Origin of the sequence: Streptomyces sp. NPDC101194 (assembly GCF_044767885.1) — a bacterium.
Lineage (GTDB): Bacteria > Actinomycetota > Actinomycetes > Streptomycetales > Streptomycetaceae > Streptomyces.
The window spans coordinates 482,348-505,515 of sequence record NZ_JBIWOS010000006.1 but is presented as its reverse complement, the minus strand read 5'-3'; the positions used below and the strand labels follow the sequence as shown (position 1 = coordinate 505,515).

Sequence of the window (23,168 nt, the reverse complement as noted above, 5' to 3'; positions counted from 1 at the left end):
AGTTCTCAAGGAACGGACGCTTCCTTTGTACTCACCCGCAGAACACTCTCTGGGGCTTTCCTCCGGGCTTTTCCCTTCGGTCTTGCGTTTCCGACCCTATCAGACTCTTTCGTGTCCGATTCCCGGTCGAAGCGGGGTTGCTTTCCAGTTCCACGCTCTCGCGTTTCCCTTTCCAGCGGTTCCAACCTTACCAGACTCTTTTCTCACCGTTTCCGGTTCGAATTTGAATTCCGGTGGCCGATTGGAGTGGCCTTGCCTTTCGGCTGACTCGACTTTATCAGAAACATTCAGTCGAACTGATCGACTGCGTGATTCGGAATGAGAGAATCAATGGCTCTGCGGAAAGTATGTTTCCGGTGAGAGCGAGCTAGACGTTAACCGTTGGGATCGGACCTGTCCAGTCCGACGCAACCGTTAAAATCTACCTCCCCAGGTCCACCGTGTCAACGGTCTCTTGGGGCGAAGAGGAGACTAGCAGGTCAGCGGGGTCGTACGCACATCAGGCGGCGACCGGGAGCTCGGCGCTGCGTTCGGTGGGATCCAGGTCTCCCTGGTCGCCTGCTCGCGCGGCTCGGCCTCCCAGGATGTAGACGTACCCGAGGAAAGCCAGCTCGGCCGTGATGCCGAGGGCGATTCTCGCCCAGGTCGGAAGGCCGGAAGGGGTGACGAAGCCTTCGATGACGCCGGAGACGAACAGGACCAGGGCGAGGCCGATGGCCATGCCCATCGCCGCTCTGCCCTGTTTGGCGAGGGCCGAGCGGCGACTCTGCGGGCCCGGGTCGATGACCGTCCAGCCGAGGCGCAGGCCCGTACCCGCCGCGACAAAGACAGCGGTGAGTTCGAGCAGGCCGTGCGGGAGGATCAGCCCCAGGAATGTGTCGAGTCGGCCGGCCGAGGACATCAGTCCGATGCCGACCCCGAGGTTGAGCACATTGACGAAGAGGATCCAGATCACCGGGATGCCGAGGAACGCTCCCAGGACCAGGCACATGGCAGCGGCCCGGGCATTGTTCGTCCAGACCTGGGCGGCGAACGACGCGGCCGGGTGGCTGGAGTAGTACGTCTCGTACTCCCCGCCGGGACTCGTCAGGCGGCGGAGGTCGTCCGGTGCCGCGATGGCCGACTGGACTTCCGGATGCGTACCGATCCACCAGCCGATGACTGCGGCCAGCAAGGTCGAGAGTACGGCCGTGGGTATCCACCAGTGTCTGGAGCGGTAGACGGCGGCAGGGAAACCACTGGTCAGGAAGCGTGTGGCGTCGCGCCAAGTGGCCCGGCGGGTGCCTGTCACCGCGGACCGGGCGCGGGCCACGAGCTGAGTGAGGCGCGCGGTGAGCATCGGGTCCGGGGTACTGGACTGGAGAAGAGAGAGGTGCGTGGCCGTGCGCTGATACAGCTCGACGAGTTCGTCCGCTTCCGCGCCGGTGAGTCGGCGCCCGCGGCGCAGGAGATGGTCCAGGCGGTCCCACTCGGTGCGGTGGGCGGTCACGAAGACGTCGAGGTCCATGGTCGGCTGCTGCTCCAGGCATGGGTGCGTACGGGTTCGTACTACGGCGGCGCGCTGCGGGTCAGCTTGGCAGACTGAGGCCCCGACGGGCAGGGAAGACCGGCGAAGGATGGGGTGGCGATGAGTGAGCTCGTGACCGGGGACGCGGTCGTGCTGGGGCTGCGACCGGCCAGATTGCCGAGTCGGGCTCTGGCTCTGGCCATCGATCTTGCCCTCGTGGGGACGGCGTTCGTCCTCGTGTCGATCGGGCTGGCCATGACGACGGCGAAGCTGGACGACGCTGCGCTCGCGGCGATATCCGTCGCGTCCTTCTTGCTGGTGCTGGTGGGTGGGCCGATCGCGGTGGAGACGCTCAGCCATGGGCGTTCGCTGGGGAAGCTGGCGTGCGGGCTGCGAGTGGTCCGTGACGACGGCGGGCCCATCCGGTTCCGGCATGCTCTGGTACGCGGGGCCATGGGGGTCGTCGAGGTTCTGATGACACTCGGGGTTGTCGCCTGTATCGCCTCGCTGGTGTCGGCGCGGGGGCGGCGGCTCGGTGATGTGTTCGCGGGCACGCTCGTCGTACGTGAGCGGGTGCCGGCGGGGCGGGCGGCTGCCGTGCCGCCTCCGCCGCCGTGGTTGGTCGGGCGGTTCGCGGGACTGGATCTGTCGGCGGTGCCGGACGATCTCTGGCTGGCGATACGGCAGTACCTGACGCGAATGCATCAGCTCGACGCGCAGGTGGGCTGGTCCATGGCGGAACGGCTGGCCGGGGAGATGGCTACACGGACCGGAGTTCCGGTGCCCGAGGGGGTGCCGGCCGGGGCGTATCTGGCGGCAGTGGTGAACGAACGCCAGGCACGGGATGCGCGGCGGGTGCTCGCCACTGGTCGAGGCGGTGCGGTGCGAGTGGGGTCCGGGCAGGCCGAGGGTGCGCACGCCGGTCCCGACGGGCAGGCGGGGAGCCGGGCACTGGGCGGTGGAGCTGTGGCTTCCCCGTCGGCAGAGTCCCTGCCGACGGAATCCCGGCCGGTGAAGTCCCTGCCGGCTGCGGAGGTTGCCGTGACGTCCGCTCGCGTGGGGCCGGTGGTGGAGGAGGGCGGGGCAGCGCCCGCTGCGACGGGGTTCGCACCGCCTGCCTGAGGACTGTCGTTCGAATCAGGCCGGATCAGTGCGCGGGGCCCGGTGCCGTGGGTCGCGCGGCTGAGGAAGAAGCCGGATGGGCTCTCCCCTGCTCGAACGGAGCCGAGAGCTCGGTGCAGGCGCCATGTCGACCGACGACAACACGGCGAGGCGCGATGCCGGAGCGCGCGAGCCGGGCAAGATCCGGACGGAAGACCTCAGTGCGGTGACGGTGGGGATTCCAGGTCTTCGAGCTCGATGCCGGGCGCCGAGAGGACCACGTCGCCGGCGATGTGCACGGTGTGCTGTTCACCGGTGTCCAAAGCGCTGACCTGGTATTCGTCCACCGTCAGCGGGCCGTTGTCAGTGGCGTGCGCTTCACTGTGCACCAGGGCCCAGGACTGGTCGACGGTACGGGGGGCGAGGACCGGGTCCGTGAAGGCGACCAGGCGGACACGGGTCGCGGGGGAAGTGGGGGTGAGACGCAGCAGTCGTGCGGTCGCGACGAGGAATGCGGGGGATGTGCCGGTGAAGGCGTGGGCGCGCGCATTGCCTTCGGTGGCGTGAGTGCCGGTCGGGTCGGTGCGGACCCAGGTGACGCCTTCCAGGGCGGCGCCGCGCACCTGCCAGCTCGCGGCGTGAAGTTCGAGGCGGATGGGGCGGCCCAGTGCATCGAGGGTGAGGTCGATGGAACCGAGGTGGTCGCCGGAAGGGGCGGTGGTTCGGGAGACGTAGCGCCAGCCGGAGGGGCCGGGGGCGCACTGGAAGTGTTCTTCGCCGAGGAGGGTCTGATCGTGGAGATCGTGGAGCGAATATCGGCCGCGGGGCATGGGGTCCTTCGAGGTTCCTCGGGCTGAGCGGGTGCGGTACGGCGCAGGCCCCCGACACGGGGGTGCGGGGGCCTGCGCTCGTAGCTGCTGCTGAAGCTGTTCTGTCTGTCAGCGGTCGGTCGCCGCCGCCCGGTGGTGGCGTGCGCGGTTGCTGACGGGCGGGATCAGTAGCGGTAGTGGTCGGGCTTGTACGGGCCTTCGACCTCGACACCGATGTAGGCGGCCTGCTCGGGGCGGAGCGTCGTCAGCTTCACGCCGAGCGCGTCGAGGTGGAGACGGGCGACCTTCTCGTCCAGGTGCTTGGGCAGCACGTAGACGTCGGTCGGGTACTCCTCGGGCTTGGTGTACAGCTCGATCTGGGCCAGGGTCTGGTCCGCGAACGAGTTGGACATCACGAACGACGGGTGGCCGGTGGCGTTGCCCAGGTTCAGCAGGCGGCCCTCGGACAGCACGATGAGGACCTTCCCGTCGGGGAACGTCCAGGTGTGGACCTGCGGCTTGACCTCGTCCTTGACGATGCCGTCGATCTTCGCCAGGCCGGCCATGTCGATCTCGTTGTCGAAGTGACCGATGTTTCCGACGATGGCCTGGTGCTTCATCTTGGCCATGTCGGCGGCCATGATGATGTCCTTGTTGCCCGTGGTGGTGACGAAGATGTCGGCCTTGTCGACGACCTCGTCGAGCGTGGTCACCTGGTAGCCGTCCATCGCCGCCTGCAGCGCGCAGATCGGGTCGACCTCGGTGATGATCACGCGGGCGCCCTGGCCGCGCAGCGACTCCGCGCAGCCCTTGCCCACGTCGCCGTAACCGCAGACGACCGCGGTCTTGCCACCGATGAGCGTGTCGGTGGCGCGGTTGATGCCGTCGATCAGGGAGTGGCGGCAGCCGTACTTGTTGTCGAACTTGGACTTGGTGACGGCGTCGTTGACGTTGATCGCCGGGAAGAGGAGGGTGCCGTCGCGGTGCATCTCGTAGAGCCGGTGCACACCGGTCGTGGTCTCTTCGGTGACACCGCGGATCTCGGACGCCAGCTGGGTCCACTTCTGCGGGGACTCGCCGAGGGTGCGGTTCAGCAGGGTGAGGATGTGGCCGTACTCCTCGCTGTCCGCGGTCGACGGGTCCGGGGCCGCACCGGCCTTCTCGAACTCGACGCCCTTGTGGACGAGGAGCGTGGCGTCACCACCGTCGTCAAGGATCATGTTCGGGCCGCCCGTGGGGGTGTTCGGCCAGGTCAGAGCCTGCTCCGTGCACCACCAGTACTCTTCGAGCGTCTCGCCCTTCCAGGCGAAGACCGGAACGCCGGCGGGGGCGTCCGGGGTGCCGTTCGGACCCACGGCGATGGCCGCGGCGGCGTGGTCCTGGGTGGAGAAGATGTTGCAGGAGGCCCAGCGGACCTCGGCGCCGAGCGCGACCAGGGTCTCGATCAGCACGGCCGTCTGCACGGTCATGTGCAGCGAACCGGTGATCCGCGCGCCGGCCAGCGGCTGCGCGGCGGCGTACTCCTTGCGGATCGACATCAGACCGGGCATCTCGTGCTCGGCGAGGGTGATCTCCTTGCGACCGAACGCCGCGAGGGAGAGGTCGGCGACCTTGAAGTCCTGGCGATTGGCGACCGTTGTCATAACGGGCTGCTCCTCGTGATGGGTGTCGAGGTGGGCACGGCTGGCTCTGCGGCGCCGGACATACGGATGCCCGGGTGCTCGCAGCACAGTCCGTCGGAGGCCCTCTCTCCCTCGGCCGGTCCGCGCGTACGGACCGATCGACCGCCATCAGCAGCGACGTCTGACACTGGCATCGAATCTACACCGATCGGCCCAGCCGCTCCCAGCCCACCCGGACGGGCGGGGTGAGGAGCGGCATACCGGTGCGGGCGGGAGAGCGGGCCGAAAGACTGGTGGGGCCGACGGGACGGACGGTCGAGAGGGGGTCGTGGGACGTGCGTGCGTCGGTGCGATCAGTGGCCGGAATGTGTCGGGGTGTCCGAGGGGCCGTCGGGGGTCGGAGACGGAGATCCGCCCGGGGCCTTGCCGGGGTTGATGCCGGCCGCCGCGGCCGCCTCGCTGTAGATGTCCGGTTCCAGGTAGATGACCCGGGCGATCGGGACGGCTGCGCGGATACGGGTCTCGGCGGCGTTGATGGCGTTGGCCACTTCGGTGGCCGTGTCGTCGTGCTGCACCGCGATCTTGGCGGCGACCAGCAGCTCTTCCGGGCCGAGGTGGAGCGTACGCATGTGGATGATGCCGGTCACCGTGTCGCCGTCGACGACCGCGGCCTTGATCTTCTCGACCTGGTCGGCTCCGGCAGCCTCGCCGAGCAGCAAGGACTTGGTCTCGGCGGCGAGGACGATCGCGATGGCGATCAGCAGGACGCCGATGCAGAGGGTGCCGATGCCGTCCCAGACGCCGTTGCCGGTCGCGAGGGCCAGACCGACGCCCGCGAGGGCGAGCACCAGGCCGATCAGTGCGCCGAAGTCCTCCAGGAGCACGACGGGGAGTTCGGGGGCCTTCGCGCGGCGGATGAACTCCTTCCAGGAGAGCGATCCACGGGTCTCGTTGGACTCCTTGATGGCCGTGCGGAAGGAGAAGCCCTCGGCGATGACCGCGAAGACCAGTACGCCGACCGGCCAGTACCAGGCCTCGATCTCGTGCGGGTGCTTGATCTTCTCGTAGCCCTCGTACACCGCGAACATGCCACCGACCGAGAACAGCACGATGGAGACGAGGAAGGCGTAGATGTAGCGCTCGCGGCCGTAGCCGAAGGGGTGCTGGGGGGTGGCCTCGCGCTGGGCCTTCTTGCCGCCGAGCAGCAGCAGTCCCTGGTTGCCCGAGTCGGCGACCGAGTGAACACTCTCCGCGAGCATCGACGACGAGCCACTGAACAGGAACGCCACGAATTTGGCCACTGCGATCGCGAGGTTGGCGCCGAGTGCCGCCACGATCGCCTTGGTTCCGCCTGACGCACTCATGGGTGCCTGGTGTCCCTTCTTCGGTGCCGCGGCCCTGGCGCCGCGGTACGGCCGGACATTGTTGCAGCCGTTGGTGCGGACGGTACGTCAGACCACCACGGTCGCGCGGAACAGGGTTCCCGCACCGGACACTTCGACCTTCTCGCCCGAGGGTACGAACACCGAGGCGCCGGGAGTGAGACCGAGCGTGCCCGCCTTCGGGGCGCCCGCGGTGCAGAGCAGGATCTGTGGGGCGTCCCTGGTCAGTTCGACGGGGTCCGCGCCGGGCGACAGATCGAAGCGCGAGAGCCGGAATTCGTCCACGGGCGTCTCGTACAGTTCCTCGCCGGACGGGGACGCCTCCGGGCGCAGGACACCGGGGTCGGTCGCCTCGAAGCGGACGATGCGCAGCAGTTCGGGGACGTCGATGTGTTTGGGCGTGAGTCCACAGCGCAGCACGTTGTCCGAGTTGGCCATGATCTCGACGCCGAGGCCGTCCAGGTAGGCGTGCGGGACACCGGCGCCGAGGAAGAGAGCTTCGCCGGGCTGGAGTTCCACATGGTTCAGCAGCATCGCCGCGAGGACACCGGGGTCGCCGGGGAAGTGGTGGGCGATCCGGGCGTACGGGGCGTGGGCTCCGCCGAGGCGCTCGGCGGCAGCGGCTGCCCGGTTCACCGTTTCGGCCATTTCTGTCGGGTCGGCGCTGAGGATCGCGGTGAGGACCTCGCGCAGGGCCGCCTCTTCGGGGTGGGCGCCGAGGAGGTCGACATAGGGCTTGAGGGAGTCGATGTCGAGTGCCGCCATGGCCTCGGCCGCCTCGGTGGGCCTGCGGAAGCCGCACAGTCCGGCGAAGGGGGTGAGCGCGCAGATCAGCTCGGGCTTGTGGTTGGCGTCCTTGTACGTGCGGTGGGGTGCGTCGATCGGGACGGATCGGCGCTCCTCGTCCTCGTAGCCCCGCCCGGCCTGTGCGAGGTCGGGGTGGACCTGGAGGGAGAGGGGGGCACCGGCGGCGAGCAGTTTGAGCAGGAAGGGCAGGCGGGGGCCGAATTTCTCGACGGTGGCCCGGCCCAGTTCGCGCTCGGGGTCTGCGGCGATGACCTCGGTGAGGGCCTGCTCGCGGCCCGCCTCTCCGGTTCCGGCTATGCGGGTGAGGCGGGAGGGGGCTCCGGGGTGGGCGCCCATCCACATCTCGGCCTGGGGTTCCCCGGTGGGGGCGATGCCGAGCAGTTCGGGGATGGCGGTGGTGGAGCCCCAGGCGTAAGGGCGCACGGTGTTGGAGAGCCGGTCCATGGGTTCGTCCTTGTGAGATGCGTGGATCGGGGTGGTGGAGGCGGGCTTGGCGGGGTGGGGCGGCGCGGGCACGGTGGGGTGTGCGGTGCGGAACCTGTTCGGGTCCTCAGGCGCGGGCTGCCGACGCGAGTGCCAGGTAGACGGCCGCGAAGTCGGTGACCGCGAGGAGTTCGGCCAGGGCTTCGAGTTCGGTGCCCTCGTCCGGTTCGAGTTCGCTGATCGCCGTGTCGTGGCCGAGGGCCAGTTCGCGGGCGGCGGGGCCGGCGCTCAGTCCGCCGGTGGGGCGGTCGCGGAGCAGTACGACGCGGGCGTGCAGCGGCTCCGGCTCCTCGACCCGGTCGCGGAAGAAGTCGTCGGGGTCGGCGCCGGCGGCGAAGGTGCCCGCCAGCAGAGCGCCGTGGGCGGGAAGTGCCTCGGGGAGTTCGGCGGCGAGGGCCGGTCGGCCGGACAGCTCGGCCAGGACCGCGGCGAATCTGCGTCCGATCGGGGCCGCGGCGTCGCCCTCCGTCCAGATGAGGGGCAGGCTGTCGGCGAGTTCGGCGGCGAGGGTCTTGGCCGGGTTGCTGTACGTGGCGATGGCCGGTCCGCAGCGTTCCGCGGTGCGGTCCAGGCGGTCGGCGACACTCTGCAGCGCCTCGGCGGACGCGGTGACCAGGCCCACCCGGTCGAGCAGCGCGAGCAGCGGGGTGAAAAGGGCCCAGAGCGTGCCGGGTCCCGCCGCGGACGTCTCGGCGTCGTACTCGCCGTGCGGGGCGGTGGCCATCGGTACGAGGAGTCCGTGAGCCCCGTCGATCGCCTCGCGCAAGGGTGACTGACGGGGGGCGACGGCGACCACGCTGCAGCCGCGGCGGTACGCCTGTTCGACGAGGAGGGAGAGGCCGGGCTCGGAACCTTCGGCCGTGACGATCAGCAGCAGGTCCAGGGAGCCGGTCCAGCCGGGAAGCGTCCAGCGCAGCGCGCCCGCGGCAGGGGCGACCCCGGTGGGGTGGATGCGGGTGACGGGCGCGGAGGCTCCTGCCAGGGCGGTGATCAGGTCGGCCACGCCGGACGCGGCGGTGCCGGAGCCCGCGATGAGTACGGCGCGGGGTCGGCCTTCCGGGTTCAGCGAGGCGATCCCGGCCTCCACCGCGTGCCGGGCGGCGGTGCGCACCCGGGCCCCGGCCTCGGCGGCGCCGCGGAGCAGGCCGCGGCGGTCTGCTCGGGCCAGCGATTCCGGGGCGTCGAGCAGCGACTCGTCGAGCATGGGGACGGTCCTCCGATCACATGCTGATCACCGTGCGGGTTCGGGCACGGATGCCGTTACGCGGGGCGGCGGGCCTCGTCGACGAGGAGGACGGGGATGCCGTCCCGTACCGGGTAGGCCAGACCGCAGTCCTTGCCGGTGCAGATCAGCTCGGGGCTGTCGGCTGCCGACCGGTCGTCGAGCGGAGAGTGACAGGCCGGGCAGGCGAGGATCTCCAGAAGGCCGGCTTCGAGCGGCATGGGGTGAGTCCCTTCAAGCATTCGAACAAGCGGTTCGGGTTCACATCGATCGGGCGACGTCAGCCTACCGCTGGGGTACGGGGGGCGCGGGCCGGGGCGAGGCGGGGTCGAGGAGCGCGGGGACCGGGTGGGGACGCGGCCGGGCGGAGGTCGCGGGGCAGGCGGATCGGCACCGCCCAGCAGGCCGGAACCGCTCGACCGGGCCGGATCCCGCGCCCTCGGGCCCGCTCGACGGGCCCGCGACCGTCCGGCCGGTCCCTTCCTATGCGACCGGTGCCCGGACCAGGGCCAGAACCTCGTCCCGTACCGCCGTCATCGTCCGCTCGTCGCGGGCCTCGACGTTCAGGCGCAGCAGGGGTTCCGTGTTGGAGGCCCGCAGGTTGAACCACCAGTCCGGGCCCGTGACCGTCAGGCCGTCCAGGTCGTCGGTCCTCACGCCTTCGCGGGGGGCGAAGGATTCGCGTACCGCCGCCGTGCGGCCGGGCTGGTCGGCGACCGTGGAGTTGATCTCGCCGGACCCTGTGTAGCGGTCGTACTGGGCGACCAGTTCCGAAAGGGGGCCCGGCTGGCCCCCGAGCGCGGCCAGGACGTGGAGCGCGGCGAGCATGCCCGTATCGGCGTTCCAGAAGTCGCGGAAGTAGTAGTGCGCGGAGTGTTCGCCGCCGAAGATCGCGCCGTGCTCGGCCATCTCCGCCTTGATGAAGGAGTGGCCCACGCGGGTGCGGACCGGCGTTCCGCCGTTCTCGCGGACGACCTCGGGGACGGAGAGCGAGGTGATCAGATTGTGGATGACGGTGCCGCTGCCGCCGTTGCGGGCGAGTTCGCGAGCCGCGACCAGGGCCGTGATCGCGGACGGGGAGACGCCCGCGCCCCGCTCGTCGACGACGAAGCAGCGGTCGGCGTCGCCGTCGAAGGCGAGGCCCAGGTCCGCGCCCTCGGCCACGACCCGGGCCTGGAGGTCGACGAGGTTCTTCGGGTCGAGAGGGTTGGCCTCATGGTTGGGGAAGGTGCCGTCGAGCTCGAAGTACATCGGTACGAGGTCCACGGGAAGGTTGGCGAAGACGGTGGGGACGGTGTGGCCGCCCATGCCGTTTCCCGCGTCGACGACCACCTTCAGCGGGCGGATCGATGCGAGGTCGACCAGTGACAGCAGGTGTGCGGCGTAGTCGGGAAGCGTCTCGCGTTCAGTGAGGGTGCCCGGGGTGACGGCAGGCTGCTCCACGCCGGCCTCGGACCACTTCTCGACCAGGGCGCGGATCTCGGCGAGGCCGGTGTCCTGGCCCACGGGTGCGGCGCCGGCCCGGCAGAGCTTGATGCCGTTGTACCGCGCCGGATTGTGCGAAGCGGTGAACATGGCGCCGGGGAGGCCGAGGCTGCCCGAGGCGAAGTACAGCTGGTCGGTCGAGCAGAGGCCGATCATGGTGACGTCCGCACCGCGCGCCGCCGCGCCGCGCGCGAAGGCTGCCGCGAGGCCGGGCGACGAGGGCCGCATGTCGTGGCCGATCACGATCGCTTCGGCGTCCGTCACCTCGACGAACGCGGCCCCGAAATACTCGGCCAGCGACTCGTCCCACTGGTCGGGCACCACCCCGCGCACGTCGTACGCCTTCACGATCTGCGACAGATCAGCAGCCACGGGCCGGTCCTCCTGATATTTCTTCGGACCGCCCAAACTACCCGGCGGCCGATCGGGCGGGCCGTGAGGTCCTGCGGCTGCGCGGATGCCGGGTTGTGCCCACCGTGCGGGGAGGCCGGTTGCCGCTCGGTCGTCCGGCGGCGGGACGGACGGCCCTCGGGGCACCGTCCGTCTCAGCACCGTCGTGCTCCGCGCCAGGACGATCGGGCACCTCACAAGCAGTGGTCCCGGGCTCCACAGGAGCACCTTGCGCAACGGGTGTCCCTCGCGTCGGGCCGGGCCGACCGCCGCACCTGCGGGCGCACCGCGCAGGGGCGATCGGATTTCCCACGCACAGCAAAGGGCCATGTCCATGAGAAATCCTGGTCAATGACCGGTCCGGGAGAACCTGAACAGGAAACCGGAGGGACGGGGAGTCTCGTTCGAGGCGTGCCGCGGCACGCCTCGCTCAGGAGTCCGGTGAGCGCAGCACCCGCAGATGGCCACGGCGAGCCACCTCCATCGGATCCGCGGCCTGCGGGCCGTCGCCCCTGCCGTCGGGGCCGCGGTCGTGCGGCCGCGCCGCTTCCCGTACGGCGTTGGCGAGCGCTTCGAGGTCGTCGCCGCTGGGGCGTGTGGGGGCGGAGGGGTCGGAGAGCCTGACGACTTCCCAGCCGCGCGGTGCGGTCAGCCGCTCACTGTGCTCGGCACAGAGGTCGTAGCAGTGGGGCTCGGCATAGGTGGCGAGCGGGCCGAGGACCGCAGTCGAATCGGCATAGACGTACGTCAGTGTCGCGACGGCAGGGCGGCCGCACGCGGTGCGCGAACAGCGACGTACAGGGCTCACGATGTTGGACGGTACCGCACTCTTGAGCGGGCTGCGACGACTCTCCCTCAGCTCACCCCTCCGTGTCGCCCTGCCGCCTCCGGCACGAACGTCTTCCGGACACTCCTCCTGACCTGCGACGGAACGCAGCAGCGCAGGTCATACCGGCAACGATTCCGGTCACCACTCGGCACAAAAGCTGTCATTCAGCAGGAGATCAACGGTCAGGAGCTGGGCCGGAAACGAGCTCCTGCTTGGCCGGATTGTTCAGGATTGGACAGGCCGACACCCCGTCAGGGAGCGGCGGTACGGCCGCCCCGTGGAGGGTTACCCTGCGTCAGTGATGGACAGTCCCGTACCGCCCCACCCGTCCGAGCCGCGCCCGCGTCGTCGTGACCGCCATGGCCGCGGCATGCGCGGACCCGTCGCCCCGCCCCAGGTGCCGCTCTCGGTCAGTCGGGCGGAGACCTTCCGTGATCTCGTGCAGGACTCGGTGGAACGGCTGGAGCGGCGCTGGCCGCAGCTGGCCGATGTCGACTTCATGGTCCTCGACGTGCCGGGGACGCAGGAGGAGGCCGTGCCGCTGGGGCGCGCGGTCTCCGCGGAGAAGGGCCGGCCCGCGCAGATCGTCGTCTACCGGCGGCCCGTCGAGATCCGTACCAAGAGTCGCGACGAGCGTGCCCTGCTGGTGCACGAGGTCGTGGTGGAACAGGTCGCGGAGCTGCTCGGGCTCTCACCGGAGTCGGTGGATCCGCGGTACGGGCAGGAGTAGGACCGGCCGTCCGGGCAGGGCGACCGGTTCCGCCGGGGCCGGTCCGCTCAGTCGTCCAGGACGCTCAGGTCCTGGACGGCCGCGGGCACCTCCACCGTTCCTCCGTCGTCCGGCAGGGTCTGCACCGTGAACATCTGGACACCGTTCAGCGGAAGGCTCAGCGTGCGCGCGGCGTACACCGGGCCGCCCGACTCGGTCCGGACCGTCAGCGCGTAGCCGCCCTTGAGCCCGGACGGGACGGGCGGAGTGACCGCGAGCGTCGTACGGCCCTTGACCGTGTACGTCTTGACGACCTGTTCGCCGCCCTCGCTGCCCGCGGAGGCGGTGACCTTCACGGTGGCGGTGGCACCCGGTGCGGTGAGCGAGAGCGTGGACCCCTCGGCCCGGTTGTCGGCCACGGTCGCCTGGGCGCCCACCGGGGCGGTTGCCGGGATGTAGCCGACCTCCTGCCCGGAGCCCTTGCCGCGGACCACGCGCAGCGCGGCCACCACCGGGGTGGACTTCCCGCTGCGGGCCGGGGTCAGCAGCAGGGAGCCGGCCTCGCCCTTGGTGACGTCCTTCAGGTCGATGCCCGCGGTCATCCTCGACTTGACGTGGAGGTCCGTGTGCCCGCTCGGGGAGATCGCACCGGTCTTGCCGAGCAGTTTCAGGTTCAGATCGGCGTCGTCGTCGCTGGGTGCGAAGGCCACCAGGCGGACCGAGGTGGCGTCCGCGGGAATACCGGGGAACACCAGGGTGCCCGACGGGTCGGCGGAGGCGGCCAGCCAGTCGCTGCCGGTCTCCTGGTCCGCGGTCCTGATGACCGCGCCGACGCGCCCGGTACGGGTGGTGACGTGCACGGTCACGTCCTCGGCCACCTCGCTGGTCAGCGTGGAGATCAGGACCGGGACGCCGGACCGGGCGGGCACCGTGATGCCCTCGCCCACGTCGGACTTGAGGCTGCCGTCCGGACCGTACAGCTCGATGTCGGCGACGGCCGCGGTGTCGTCGGGGTTGGTGAGGTGGACGTAGTCCTCGCGGGACTTCGCGGTGCTCGCGGCCGGGAACCAGAAGTCGGTGTCGGGCCCGGTGCAGCTGACACCGAGCAGGCCGCGGGCGTTGCCGGCCTCGACGGTGGTGGTCTGCTGAGTGGTCCAGCCGGGGGCCAGACGACCGGTGGCGGTACCGACCAGCGCGGGGGTGTCGGCACCGGACGCTTCGGCGGTGGCGGGTTTGCCGGGTTCCTTGAGGGAGACGACCGGCTTTCCGGCACCCGTCTCCTTCTTGTCCTTCTTGTCCTTGCTCCCGCCCTTGCCCGTGGCGTCCTCCGCCGTGGTGGCCGTGGACTGCTTCAGTTCGGCCGTACCGGGTTCACCGCCGCCGCCCGCCGGAGTGAAGGACGTGTACGTCGTCTCCGCGAGGTCCGAGAGACCGGGCGCCGGGCAGAGCAGGCTGGACCGCTCGACGGGCAGTCGGGTGGCGGTCTTCGCCTCCGTCGTGCCCCCGTCGCCGGGCGCGGTGACCGCGGCGAATCCGGTGACGGCGGCGAGGGCGACGGTGCCCGCGATGAGGGACAGGCTGGTGGACTTCACTCGGACTCGCCTCGCGATGCGTTACCGGTCGGCCACGGGTGCTGGCCCGGGGCGTTCTCGTCGGGGTTCTGCGGGTCGTACTGGCCCTGCCCGCCGTAATGGGCCTGGGGGTCGTACGGGGCCTGCGGATCGTACTGCTGGGCCTGCGCGCCGTAAGCGGCCTGCGGGTCGTACGACTGCTGCTGTTGCTGTTGTGCATAGCCGTACGGGTCGTAGGCCTGCTGCTGGTACGGGTCGGCGGTCGCCGAGAGGTCCTGCTGCGTGCCGTACTGCCCGTCCTGGTACTGCTGCCCGTCCTGGTACTGCTGGTAGTCGCCGCCCTGGTACTGCTGGGCGTCCCATTCGCCGTACTGCTGCTGCGGCACCGCCGCGTACTGGCCGCTGTCGGACTGTGCGGCATAGGCGTCCTGGCCGTCGGTCTGCGGCGACTGCGGCTCGGCCGTCTGCTGTGCGGGAATGTGCTCACCCGCCTGCTCCGCCGGGACGTACTCCCCCGCCGTCTCCGGCGCCTCCTCGTCGTATCCGTTCCCGGCCGGTTCCGGCGCGGCCTCGGCCTCGGCCTGGGCTGCCGCCCGGAGCCTGCGCGCCCGGCGCCCCTCACCCGCGACCGACTCCGCCAAAACCGTCGTGGACTCCTCCGGCAGGTCGTCGTCGATCTCCCGGCGGCGGCCCGGCAGGGCGAGGACCAGCAGGACCACGGCCAGCGCGGTCTGGGCCCAGACCCAGGCGGTGCGGGTGAACGGGGCGTTGTAGGTGAGGTCCAGCGTGCCGCCCTCGCTGGGAAGCTCGAAGCCCTGGGCCCAGCCGTCGACGGTCTTCCGGGTCAGGGCCCGTCCGTCGAGCGTCGCCTCCCAGCCCGGGTCGGCGGCGTCGGCGATCCGCAGCACCCGGCCGGAGCCACCTGCCGGGATCTTGGTGTGCGCCTCGACGGGGAGGGAGCCGACGGGCAGGTGTTCGCCGTCGGTACCGGAGGGGACGATCATGATGCGGGCGACCTGCCGGTCGACCCGCCACAGGGCACTGCCGTCCAGCTGGCTGAGTCGGCTGAGACCCGGGGTGGCGTCGAGGACCCGGCTCATCTCCTTCGGAGCGCCGTCCCGCACCAGTACGTAACGGATCGCGAAGCCGCTGAGCTGGCTGCCCTGGTCGGCACCGGAGCCCGCGACCAGATTGGCGACGACCTTGTCGAGGTGGCTGTTGCTGCCGCCCGCCTCGGCCAGTTCGGCGTCGCCGAGCCGCGCACCGGAGCCGCGCACCAGGGTGTAGGACACGCTGGCGGGCGAGGTGCCGCCGAGGACCAGGGTGCGCGGCTGGTCGCGGGTGGTGCTCTCCTCCGCGACGAAAGCGGGCACCTGCACCGGGTCGCGGCGCTCCAACGGACCAGCGGCGCCGCCGATCATCCAGCCCACGGCGGCCAGCACCGGGGCGAGGCCCGCGGCGACGGCGATCAGCGCGGCGACCGGCTGGCGCCACCCGAAGCTGAGCTCGGCCACCCGTACCCGGGCGCCGTCCGCGCCGACCAGCGCGGCGGCGATCAGTGCGATGCCGTAGACGAGGGTGGCGGGGCCGGCCCAGCCCGAGCCGTTGGCGAGAGCGGCGAAGACCAGCCCCACCAGCGCGACGGCCCACGCGGTGCGTACCGCGAACTGCCGCTCCCCGCGCAGCAGCGCGGCCAGCGCGGCGAACACGATGCCGAGCAGCAGCACGCCGCCCGCGGCCTTGGGGCCGCCGGGGCTGATGCCGAGCAGGTCGAGGGCGGAGGCCGTGCCCGAACCGATGTCCAGGCCCGCCTCCTTCAGGAACGCGGACGGGCTGGTGAGGAGCGAGAGCGACCAGGGCGCGAGAACCAGCAGCGGTGTGCCGATCGTCGCGAGGAAGCGGAGCCCGTAGGCGGCGATGTCCCCGCGACGCAGTGCGAGCACGCCGATGCCGAGGACCACGGCGAGCGGCCAGACGATGGGCGTGAAGGCCATCGCGAAGGTGAGGAGCAGGGTGTACGCCCAGGTGGCACGCCAGCTGCCGCGGGCGTCGCCGTCGGCGCGCATGCCGTGCGCGGAGACGGCGGCACGGGCGATCAGCGGCAGCAGGACGGCCAGTACGGCGGTGCCGAGGCGGCCCGTCGCCAGGGCGCCGGTCGCCGCGGGCAGGAAGGCGTACGCGACGCTCGCCCAGGCCCGCAGCAGCCTCGATTCGAGCAGCGGCCTGGAGACGAAGTACGCGGTGAGTCCGGCGAGCGGGACCGAACAGACCAGCAGCAGCGTGAGCGCGAAGCCGGTCGATCCGAGGAACAGCGCGGAGAGCGCGGAGATCACGGCCAGATAGGGCGGTGCGGTCTGGGTGCCGCCCGTGCCGACCGTGTGCCAGCCGTCCGCGTACTTGCCCCACAGGTCGGAGACGTCCGCGGGGGCCGGCAGCAGCGCACCGCCCGCGAGCGCCCCGCCGCCGAGCAGGCCGCGACAGGCGACGAGCGACACGAGCAGCAGTACGGCGAAGAGCACCGGGCCCGGCTTGCGCCCGATCCGCTTCAGCCGCGCGAACTGCTCGATCTCCAGGAAGTCGGCGTCGTCACCGCCGGGACCGGACTCCACGGCGCCGTGCCGGGAGCCGCCCGAGTCGGCGTCGGAACCGCCGCCGAGGTTTCCGGCGACCTGCTCGACGGTCGCGCGGACGGTGGCGCCGGGCGGCGGGAAGAGTCCGCGCAGTTCGGCCTGGTCGACCGCACCCTTGCCGCGACCGCGCCGGGCCGAGAGGATCCGTCCGGGGCGGAGCAGCGTGCCGAAGAGCCCGGCGACCTCGTCGACGGCCTGGCCGGGCACCTTGCCGACGAGATAGGCGAGGGTGCGCAGCAGTGTGCCGACGACGAGCCGGAGCAGCACCCACGGCAACACCTTGCCGCGTGCGTTGGCCAGCATCGTGTAGACGGCACCGGCCTTGTCGACGCGGTGCGGGGAGGCGACCGAGCGGCCCGCGCAGTCGATGGGGCGACGCTCCCGGGCGGACGCCTCGGCGTGCCTGAGGACGGCGTCGGGAGCGACGAGCACCCGGTGTCCCGCGGTGTGGGCGCGCCAGCACAGGTCGACGTCGTCGCGCATCAGCGGGAGCCTGCGGTCGAACCCGCCGAGTTCTTCCCAGATGTCACGGCGGATCAGCATGCCCGCGGTGGAGACGGAGAGCACGGTGCGGACCTGGTCGTGCTGACCCTGGTCCTGCTCACGCCGGTCGAGTCCGGTCCAGCGGCGACCGCTGTTGGCGATGGAGACGCCGACTTCGAGCAGTTGCTTGCGGTCGTACCAGCCACGGAGTTTGGGGCCGACGATCGCGGCGTGCGGGTCGGTGTCGACGACGCGCAGCAGTTCGGCGAGCGCGTCGGGCTCCGGTGCGCAGTCGTCGTGGAGCAGCCAGAGCCACTGCACGGGTTCGCCGTGCGGCAGTTCGGGCAGGTCGTACGCGTCGTCGCGCCAGGTCCTGCTGACGGGGTCCCAGCTGCTGGGGCGCTTGAGGTACGGCAGGTCCTCGGGGGTGAGGACGCCGGCCGTGCGGATCGCCTCGTCGACGGCGGTGCCGAAGCCCGTACGGCGCGCGAGGTGCAGGACGCGTTCGGCGCCGAGCGCCTCGGTGACCAGCCGCGCGGAATCGTCGGCGCTGCCGGTGTCGGCGGCGACGACGTTCTGTACGGGGCGTTCCTGCCCGAGCAGTCCCGCGAGCGCGTCGGGCAGCCAGCGTGCGCCGTCATGGGAGACGAGCACGGCGGTGACGACATGCCGGGGGAACTCTGGGGCGGCGGCGGCCGCGTACGGCGCCGTCGGTTGGCTGTGCACGGACATCGAGGTACGGGCCCTCCGGCCGGGTCCGGGGGGCGTCCCCCCGGGGGCTGCATCGGTGTACACGCGCGCTCCGTCGGGGCGTTGGCGCGTCTCGGACGGAGCCCCACACTAACGGTACGGATAACCACGATGGCGCCGAGCGGTTGAACGGGGACGACGACGAAGGACGGCGGGCACGGCGACGGCCCGGCGTCTGCGGGCGGCGTGCAGGCGGCGGGCCATGGTCGGTCGACGGTCCGGTACACGTTCTCACGCGCGTCCGGCGAGTGGGTCGTGAAGATCCGGTGCGTGGTCCGGACCCTCCTTTGTTCTGTTGTTCCGCTGTCACGTGTTCTGTTGTTCCGCTGTCGTGAGGTTCGCGATCGCGGTGGTCCGCTGTCGAGCTGTTCGCGGTCAGACAGCGGCCTTCTTCAGGCGGCGCCGTTCACGCTCGGAAAGGCCACCCCAGATTCCGAACCGCTCGTCATTGGAAAGGGCGTACTCAAGGCACTCGGACCGGACTTCACAGGCGAGACAGACCTTCTTGGCCTCGCGGGTGGATCCGCCCTTCTCGGGGAAGAAGGACTCGGGATCGGTCTGGGCGCACAGTGCGCGCTCCTGCCAGCCGAGTTCCTCGTCCGCGTCCTCGACCAGCAGTTGCTGGAACAGCTCGGTCATGTGCGCCCCTCGTCTGTCTCTTGCGTCCCCGTGATGCAGCCGTTACTGATTGCGGCCGAACGACACGAGTGAAATTACAAGTGTGTATCTCCGGGCCAGTCAAGCGAAGATCTGCTATTGGCCCCGGTATTCACTCTGCGGAACCAAGGGTATGCGGAAAGTGTGCAAATCACCAAAAACCTGACATATGCCTTACGCCCCACCGCGCCCCCCTCTCTCACCGAGTGAGACGACCGGGACCACCCTCATGTTTCGCTTCGATCACCGAAGCGACCAAGATCACAGTCAGGTCACGGGGCGCCAACGACGTTTACGGGCGCGGTCGATGCGCCACATCTCCGCCGCGATGACCGCACAAACCTTTCCTCCGGCTCAATAACCGGATGAGGTGAAACATTACCCCCAAATCGGGCATCGAGTTGACAGTGGAGGATCGAGCCGGTCTCCTTGACTGCATGCCAGCGACCGCAGCGATGTACGCCACCCACGTCCGTGGGTTCCGCAACGCTGCCCAGACCCGCTGTTGCTGTTCCAGCTGTCACAGCTGTTGATGCCCCAGGGCACCGGCTCTGATCCAGCTCCTCTCCGCTGAGCCCCTCGCAGAGCGTCTCCATACGCCGTTCCCTCTGCGCTTCCCCGGCTCTCCGGTCTCCGCGACACCCCGCACATGCACCCCCCATGCCGAGGAACCACCGCTTCCATGAACAGCGACAGCGACCTTCAGATCGCCGGCGACATCCTTGAGGTCCAGCACCTCCTCCAGCCGGCCCGCGAGCACCCCGCCACCGTGGCCGAGTTCGTCGGACTCGCCCGCTCCATCGCCGCCGACCGCGCGCAGTGGGCGCCGCTCGTCCGCTACGACACCACCACCCGCTGGTACCACCGGCTGCGCACCGTTCCCCGAGCTCCCGGCTCCGCCCGGACAGGGAAGACCCCGGTCGGATACGAGGTCTGGCTGCTCAGCTGGGTCCCCGGCCAGGGCACGGGCCGTCATGACCACGGCCCGTCCTCCGGCGTACTGACCGTCCTGGAAGGCCGGTTGACCGAGCACACCGAACGCGGCACGCGGACGCTGGAACCCGGCACCCAGCGCGTCTTCGCGCCCGGCTATGTGCACGAAGTGGTCAACGACTCCCTCGAACCGGCCGTCAGCCTGCACGTCTACTACCCGGGTCTGACCGAAATGCCGATGCACACAGCGCAACGCGCCCCGACGGCCGTGGATGCCGTACTCGCCTGACAGTCCCACCCGCCGCCCACCACCACCCCCACAAGGATCAGGCTCCGCCCGACAGTCCCACCCGTCGCCCACCACCACCCCCACAAGGATCAGGCTCCGCCTGACAGACTGTTGGGCATGCGCATTGTGGTTCTGGCCGGCGGTATCGGTGGTGCTCGTTTTCTGCGTGGCCTCAAACAGGCCGCACCCGAAGCGGACATCACGGTCATCGGCAACACCGGTGACGACATCCATCTGTTCGGGCTGAAGGTCTGCCCCGACCTCGACACCGTGATGTACACCCTCGGCGGTGGCATCAACGAGGAGCAGGGCTGGGGGCGTACGGACGAGAGCTTCCAGGTCAAGGCGGAGCTCGCGGCGTACGGTGTCGGACCCGAATGGTTCGGGCTCGGCGACCGCGACTTCGCGACGCACATCGTCCGTACCCAGATGCTGGGCGCGGGCTATCCGCTGAGCGCCGTCACCGAGGCGCTGTGCGCGCGTTGGAAGCCGGGGGTCCGGCTGCTGCCGATGTCCGACGACCGGGTCGAGACGCATGTCGCGGTCGACATCGACGGCGAGCGCAGGGCGATCCACTTCCAGGAGTACTGGGTGAAGCTGCGCGCCTCGGTCGAGGCGCAGGCGGTCGTGCCGGTCGGCGCCGAACAGGCCAAGCCGGCGCCCGGCGTGCTGGAGGCCGTCGCCGAGGCCGACGTCATCCTCTTCCCGCCGTCCAACCCCGTCGTGTCGGTGGGGACCATCCTGGCCGTGCCCGGGATCCGGGAGGCGATCGCCGAGGCCGGGGTGCCGGTCGTCGGCCTCTCCCCCATCGTCGGGGACGCGCCCGTGCGCGGCATGGCGGACAAGGTGCTCGCCGCGGTGGGCGTCGAGTCGACCGCGTCGGCCGTGGCCCGGCACTACGGCTCCGGGCTGCTCGACGGGTGGCTCGTCGACACCGTGGACGCCGGGGCCGTCGACGAGGTGGAGGCAGCCGGCATCCGCTGCCGGGCGGTGCCGCTGATGATGACGGATGTCGACGCGACGGCGGAGATGGCCCGGCGCGCACTGGCGCTGGCCGAGGAGGTACGGGCGTGAGCGCCGAGTCCTCCGGCTCCGCCCCGGCACCTTCCTACCGCGTCTGGGCGCTGCCCGGGATGCCCGAGGTGCGGGCCGGGGACGACCTGGCGAAGCTGATCGCCGCGACCGAGCCGGGGCTGGTCGACGGCGATGTCCTGCTGGTCACTTCGAAGATCGTCTCCAAGGCGGAGGGCCGGATCGTCGAGGCCACCGACCGGGAGGCGGCGATCGACGCCGAGACGGTACGGGTGGTGGCGCGGCGCGGCACGCTCCGGATCGTCGAGAACCGGCAGGGTCTGGTCATGGCCGCCGCCGGTGTCGACGCCTCGAACACCCCCGCCGGGACAGTGCTGTTGCTGCCCGAGGACCCGGACGGATCGGCGCGCGCGATCCGGGACGGGCTGCGGGACACCCTGGGCGTCGAGGTCGGGGTCGTCGTCACGGACACCTTCGGGCGCCCGTGGCGCAACGGGCTGACCGACGTCGCGATCGGCGCGGCCGGGGTCCTGGTGCTGGACGATCTGCGCGGCGGCACGGACGCGTACGGCAATCCGCTCAGCGCGACGGTGGTCGCCACCGCCGATGAGCTGGCCTCGGCCGGCGACCTGGTCAAGGGCAAGGCCTCGGGACTGCCCGTCGCGGTGGTCCGGGGCCTCGGCCATGTCGTGGACCCGGCGGATTCCACGGGCGGGGCCCGTGCCATGGTGCGGATCGCGGCCGACGACATGTTCCGGCTCGGCACGTCGGAGGCGGTACGGGAAGCGGTGACCCAGCGGCGGACGGTGCGCGAGTTCACCGACGAACCGGTGGATCCGGGGGCGGTGCGGCGGGCCGTGGCCGCGGCGGTGACGGCGCCCGCGCCGCATCACACGACGCCGTGGCGGTTCGTCCTGCTGGAGTCCGAGGAGGCCCGGACCCGGCTGCTCGACGCGATGCGGGAGGCGTGGATCGCGGATCTGCGCCGGGACGGCCGGAGCGAGGAGTCGGTCGCGAAGCGGGTGCGGCGGGGCGACGTGCTGCGCCGGGCACCGTATCTGGTGGTGCCGTGCCTGGTGATGGACGGCTCCCACACTTACGGCGACACACGGCGGGACACCGCGGAGCGCGAGATGTTCGTCGTCGCCGCAGGGGCCGGCATCCAGAACTTCCTGGTGGCGCTGGCGGGCGAGCGGCTCGGCTCGGCGTGGGTGTCGTCGACGATGTTCTGCCGCGAGGTGGTGCGCGAGGTGCTGCAGCTGCCGGAGTCGTGGGATCCGCTGGGGGCGGTCGCGGTGGGACGTCCGGCAGGCACACCTGTCCCGCGGGCGGAACGGGACCCGGAGGGGTTCGTCACGGTGCGGTGAGACGGGGGCGCGGACGTCTGCCCGTCACAGGCGGGCGATGTCGCCCCTGGTCATGCGCGGGGCCCGGCGGGGCGGGACACGGCCCGAGAGCAGGATGAGTCGGGTCGCCCGGTGGCGCTGGCCCTCGTAGGGGGCGAGCAGGGCCAGCATCTCCTCGTCGTCGGCGTCCCGGTTGTCCGCCAGCGCGTGGCCGACGATGCCGGGGAGGTGGAGATCGCCGACCGTGACCGCGTCGGCCGCGCCGTTCGACCGCTGAAGGGTCTCGGCCGAGGTCCAGGGACCGATGCCGGGGATCAGTTCCAGGCGGGCCATGGCCTGAGGGAGTTCCATGGACGCCGCCTCCTCCATGCGACGGGCCACCCGTGCCGCGCGCAGGATCGTGGCCGAGCGTTTGGAGTCGACGCCCGCGCGGTGCCACTCCCAGGACGGGATCAGCGACCAGGTGCGGGCGTCCGGCATGACGTGCAGGCCGAGAGCGGTGAACGCGGCGTCGTCCGTGGGGCCGGGCGCCGGGGTGCCGTGCCCACGGACCAGGTGGCGCCAGGCCCGGTACGCCTCGTCCGTGGTCACCTTCTGTTCGAGGATCGACGGGATCAGGGACTCCATGACCAGTCCGGTGCGCAGCAGGCGCAGGCCGGGGCGGCTGTGCCGGGTCAGGGCGAGCAGCCGGTGGCGCGGGCGGAAGGCGTCCGGGTCGTCCGTAGCGCCGAGCAGCGTGGGGAGCCGGTCCAGCAACCAGGACGCGCCCGGTCCCCAGGCCGTCGCCTCGATCCGGCCGCCCCGGGCCGTGACACGGAGGGTGCCGGGGCCTGCGGGGGTGCGGCCGGCCCGCCAGACCGCGCCGTCCCCGGTCATCCGGAACGTGGGGTCGGCGGGGCCTCGACGCAGTGGCCCGAGCACCAGGCGCAGGTCGAGCGGGCCGGGCGGGGTCCAGTCGCGGGTCAGCGCGTCCGTCGCCGGAGCCGCCGCCTGGTGCGGGACGGCCGCGCGGGAGGCGCTGCGGGGTGCGAATCGTCCTGCCACGGTGAGGTCCTCGGTCGTCAGGGGTGCCTGTCGAGGGTAACGGCTTCTCCGGGAGGCGGCCGTACGCGCGCGGGCGGGTGCGCGGCG

General features: G+C 71.1%; 18 protein-coding genes. 5 read left to right on the top strand and 13 right to left on the bottom strand.

Going from position 1 to position 23,168, the window contains the following annotated elements:
• Positions 1 to 499: 499 nt before the first annotated feature.
• Positions 500 to 1,507 carry a stage II sporulation protein M gene (locus tag ACIRP2_RS24765; RefSeq protein WP_404253717.1) on the bottom strand — a complete coding sequence of 336 codons (1,008 nt, stop codon included), beginning with the start codon at positions 1,505 to 1,507 and terminating at the stop codon, positions 500 to 502.
• A 120-nt stretch (positions 1,508 to 1,627) separates the two neighbouring features.
• On the opposite strand from ACIRP2_RS24765, the gene ACIRP2_RS24760 reads away from it, so the two are divergent.
• Complete coding sequence (locus tag ACIRP2_RS24760; protein ID WP_404253715.1) at positions 1,628 to 2,629, top strand: RDD family protein; 1,002 nt, start codon at positions 1,628 to 1,630, stop codon at positions 2,627 to 2,629.
• Between the two features lie 197 nt (positions 2,630 to 2,826).
• Here the strand turns inward: ACIRP2_RS24760 and ACIRP2_RS24755 are convergent, their stop codons facing one another.
• From ACIRP2_RS24755 to ACIRP2_RS24720, 8 genes are all read right to left on the bottom strand, one after another.
• Entirely contained in the window at positions 2,827 to 3,438 is a 612-nt protein-coding gene (locus ACIRP2_RS24755) for a hypothetical protein (protein WP_404253713.1), read from the bottom strand.
• Positions 3,439 to 3,602: 164 nt separating this feature from the next.
• Positions 3,603 to 5,060 carry an adenosylhomocysteinase gene (gene ahcY / locus ACIRP2_RS24750; RefSeq protein WP_404253711.1) on the bottom strand — a complete coding sequence of 486 codons (1,458 nt, stop codon included), beginning with the start codon at positions 5,058 to 5,060 and terminating at the stop codon, positions 3,603 to 3,605.
• A 332-nt stretch (positions 5,061 to 5,392) separates the two neighbouring features.
• Positions 5,393 to 6,403, bottom strand: a complete 1,011-nt coding sequence (locus ACIRP2_RS24745) for a cation diffusion facilitator family transporter (RefSeq protein ID WP_404253709.1) — start codon at positions 6,401 to 6,403, stop codon at positions 5,393 to 5,395.
• An 87-nt stretch (positions 6,404 to 6,490) separates the two neighbouring features.
• A complete protein-coding gene (gene manA, locus ACIRP2_RS24740) occupies positions 6,491 to 7,672 on the bottom strand; it encodes a mannose-6-phosphate isomerase, class I (RefSeq protein WP_404253707.1) in 1,182 nt (393 codons plus the stop codon).
• Between the two features lie 106 nt (positions 7,673 to 7,778).
• The gene (locus tag ACIRP2_RS24735; RefSeq protein ID WP_404253705.1) at positions 7,779 to 8,915 is read right to left on the bottom strand and encodes an SIS domain-containing protein; all 1,137 of its coding nucleotides are present in this window, start codon (positions 8,913 to 8,915) and stop codon (positions 7,779 to 7,781) included.
• A 56-nt stretch (positions 8,916 to 8,971) separates the two neighbouring features.
• Positions 8,972 to 9,154, bottom strand: a complete 183-nt coding sequence (locus ACIRP2_RS24730; protein WP_328894320.1) for a Trm112 family protein — start codon at positions 9,152 to 9,154, stop codon at positions 8,972 to 8,974.
• Positions 9,155 to 9,416: 262 nt separating this feature from the next.
• A complete protein-coding gene (locus tag ACIRP2_RS24725; RefSeq protein WP_404253703.1) occupies positions 9,417 to 10,790 on the bottom strand; it encodes a phosphomannomutase/phosphoglucomutase in 1,374 nt (457 codons plus the stop codon).
• 448 nt (positions 10,791 to 11,238) lie between these two features.
• Complete coding sequence (locus ACIRP2_RS24720; RefSeq protein ID WP_351081039.1) at positions 11,239 to 11,616, bottom strand: DUF3499 domain-containing protein; 378 nt, start codon at positions 11,614 to 11,616, stop codon at positions 11,239 to 11,241.
• A 322-nt stretch (positions 11,617 to 11,938) separates the two neighbouring features.
• Between ACIRP2_RS24720 and ACIRP2_RS24715 the strand changes: the two genes are divergently transcribed.
• Positions 11,939 to 12,367, top strand: a complete 429-nt coding sequence (locus tag ACIRP2_RS24715; protein ID WP_404253701.1) for a metallopeptidase family protein — start codon at positions 11,939 to 11,941, stop codon at positions 12,365 to 12,367.
• Between the two features lie 47 nt (positions 12,368 to 12,414).
• On the opposite strand, the gene ACIRP2_RS24710 is transcribed toward ACIRP2_RS24715, so the two are convergent.
• From ACIRP2_RS24710 to ACIRP2_RS24700, 3 genes are all read right to left on the bottom strand, one after another.
• On the bottom strand, positions 12,415 to 13,938 hold the full coding sequence (locus ACIRP2_RS24710; protein ID WP_404253699.1) for a DUF5719 family protein: 1,524 nt from the start codon (positions 13,936 to 13,938) through the stop codon (positions 12,415 to 12,417).
• A complete protein-coding gene (locus ACIRP2_RS24705; RefSeq protein ID WP_404253697.1) occupies positions 13,935 to 17,762 on the bottom strand; it encodes a glycosyltransferase in 3,828 nt (1,275 codons plus the stop codon). The genes ACIRP2_RS24710 and ACIRP2_RS24705 overlap by 4 nt, the downstream gene beginning before the upstream one ends.
• A 393-nt stretch (positions 17,763 to 18,155) precedes the next feature.
• Entirely contained in the window at positions 18,156 to 18,419 is a 264-nt protein-coding gene (locus ACIRP2_RS24700; protein WP_030927001.1) for a WhiB family transcriptional regulator, read from the bottom strand.
• Positions 18,420 to 19,119: 700 nt separating this feature from the next.
• Here ACIRP2_RS24700 and ACIRP2_RS24695 point away from each other — a divergent pair.
• The 3 genes from ACIRP2_RS24695 to ACIRP2_RS24685 all read left to right on the top strand — a co-directional run bounded on the left by ACIRP2_RS24695 (position 19,120) and on the right by ACIRP2_RS24685 (position 22,058).
• Positions 19,120 to 19,659 (top strand): cysteine dioxygenase, encoded by a 540-nt coding sequence (locus ACIRP2_RS24695; RefSeq protein ID WP_404253694.1) that lies wholly within the window; start codon positions 19,120 to 19,122, stop codon positions 19,657 to 19,659.
• Between the two features lie 117 nt (positions 19,660 to 19,776).
• The gene (cofD, locus tag ACIRP2_RS24690) at positions 19,777 to 20,733 is read left to right on the top strand and encodes a 2-phospho-L-lactate transferase (RefSeq protein ID WP_404253692.1); all 957 of its coding nucleotides are present in this window, start codon (positions 19,777 to 19,779) and stop codon (positions 20,731 to 20,733) included.
• Between the two features lie 59 nt (positions 20,734 to 20,792).
• Positions 20,793 to 22,058 carry a coenzyme F420-0:L-glutamate ligase gene (locus tag ACIRP2_RS24685; RefSeq protein ID WP_404253773.1) on the top strand — a complete coding sequence of 422 codons (1,266 nt, stop codon included), beginning with the start codon at positions 20,793 to 20,795 and terminating at the stop codon, positions 22,056 to 22,058.
• Between the two features lie 24 nt (positions 22,059 to 22,082).
• Here ACIRP2_RS24685 and ACIRP2_RS24680 read toward each other — a convergent pair whose 3' ends face one another.
• A complete protein-coding gene (locus tag ACIRP2_RS24680; RefSeq protein ID WP_404253690.1) occupies positions 22,083 to 23,081 on the bottom strand; it encodes a DNA-3-methyladenine glycosylase family protein in 999 nt (332 codons plus the stop codon).
• Positions 23,082 to 23,168 lie beyond the last annotated feature (87 nt).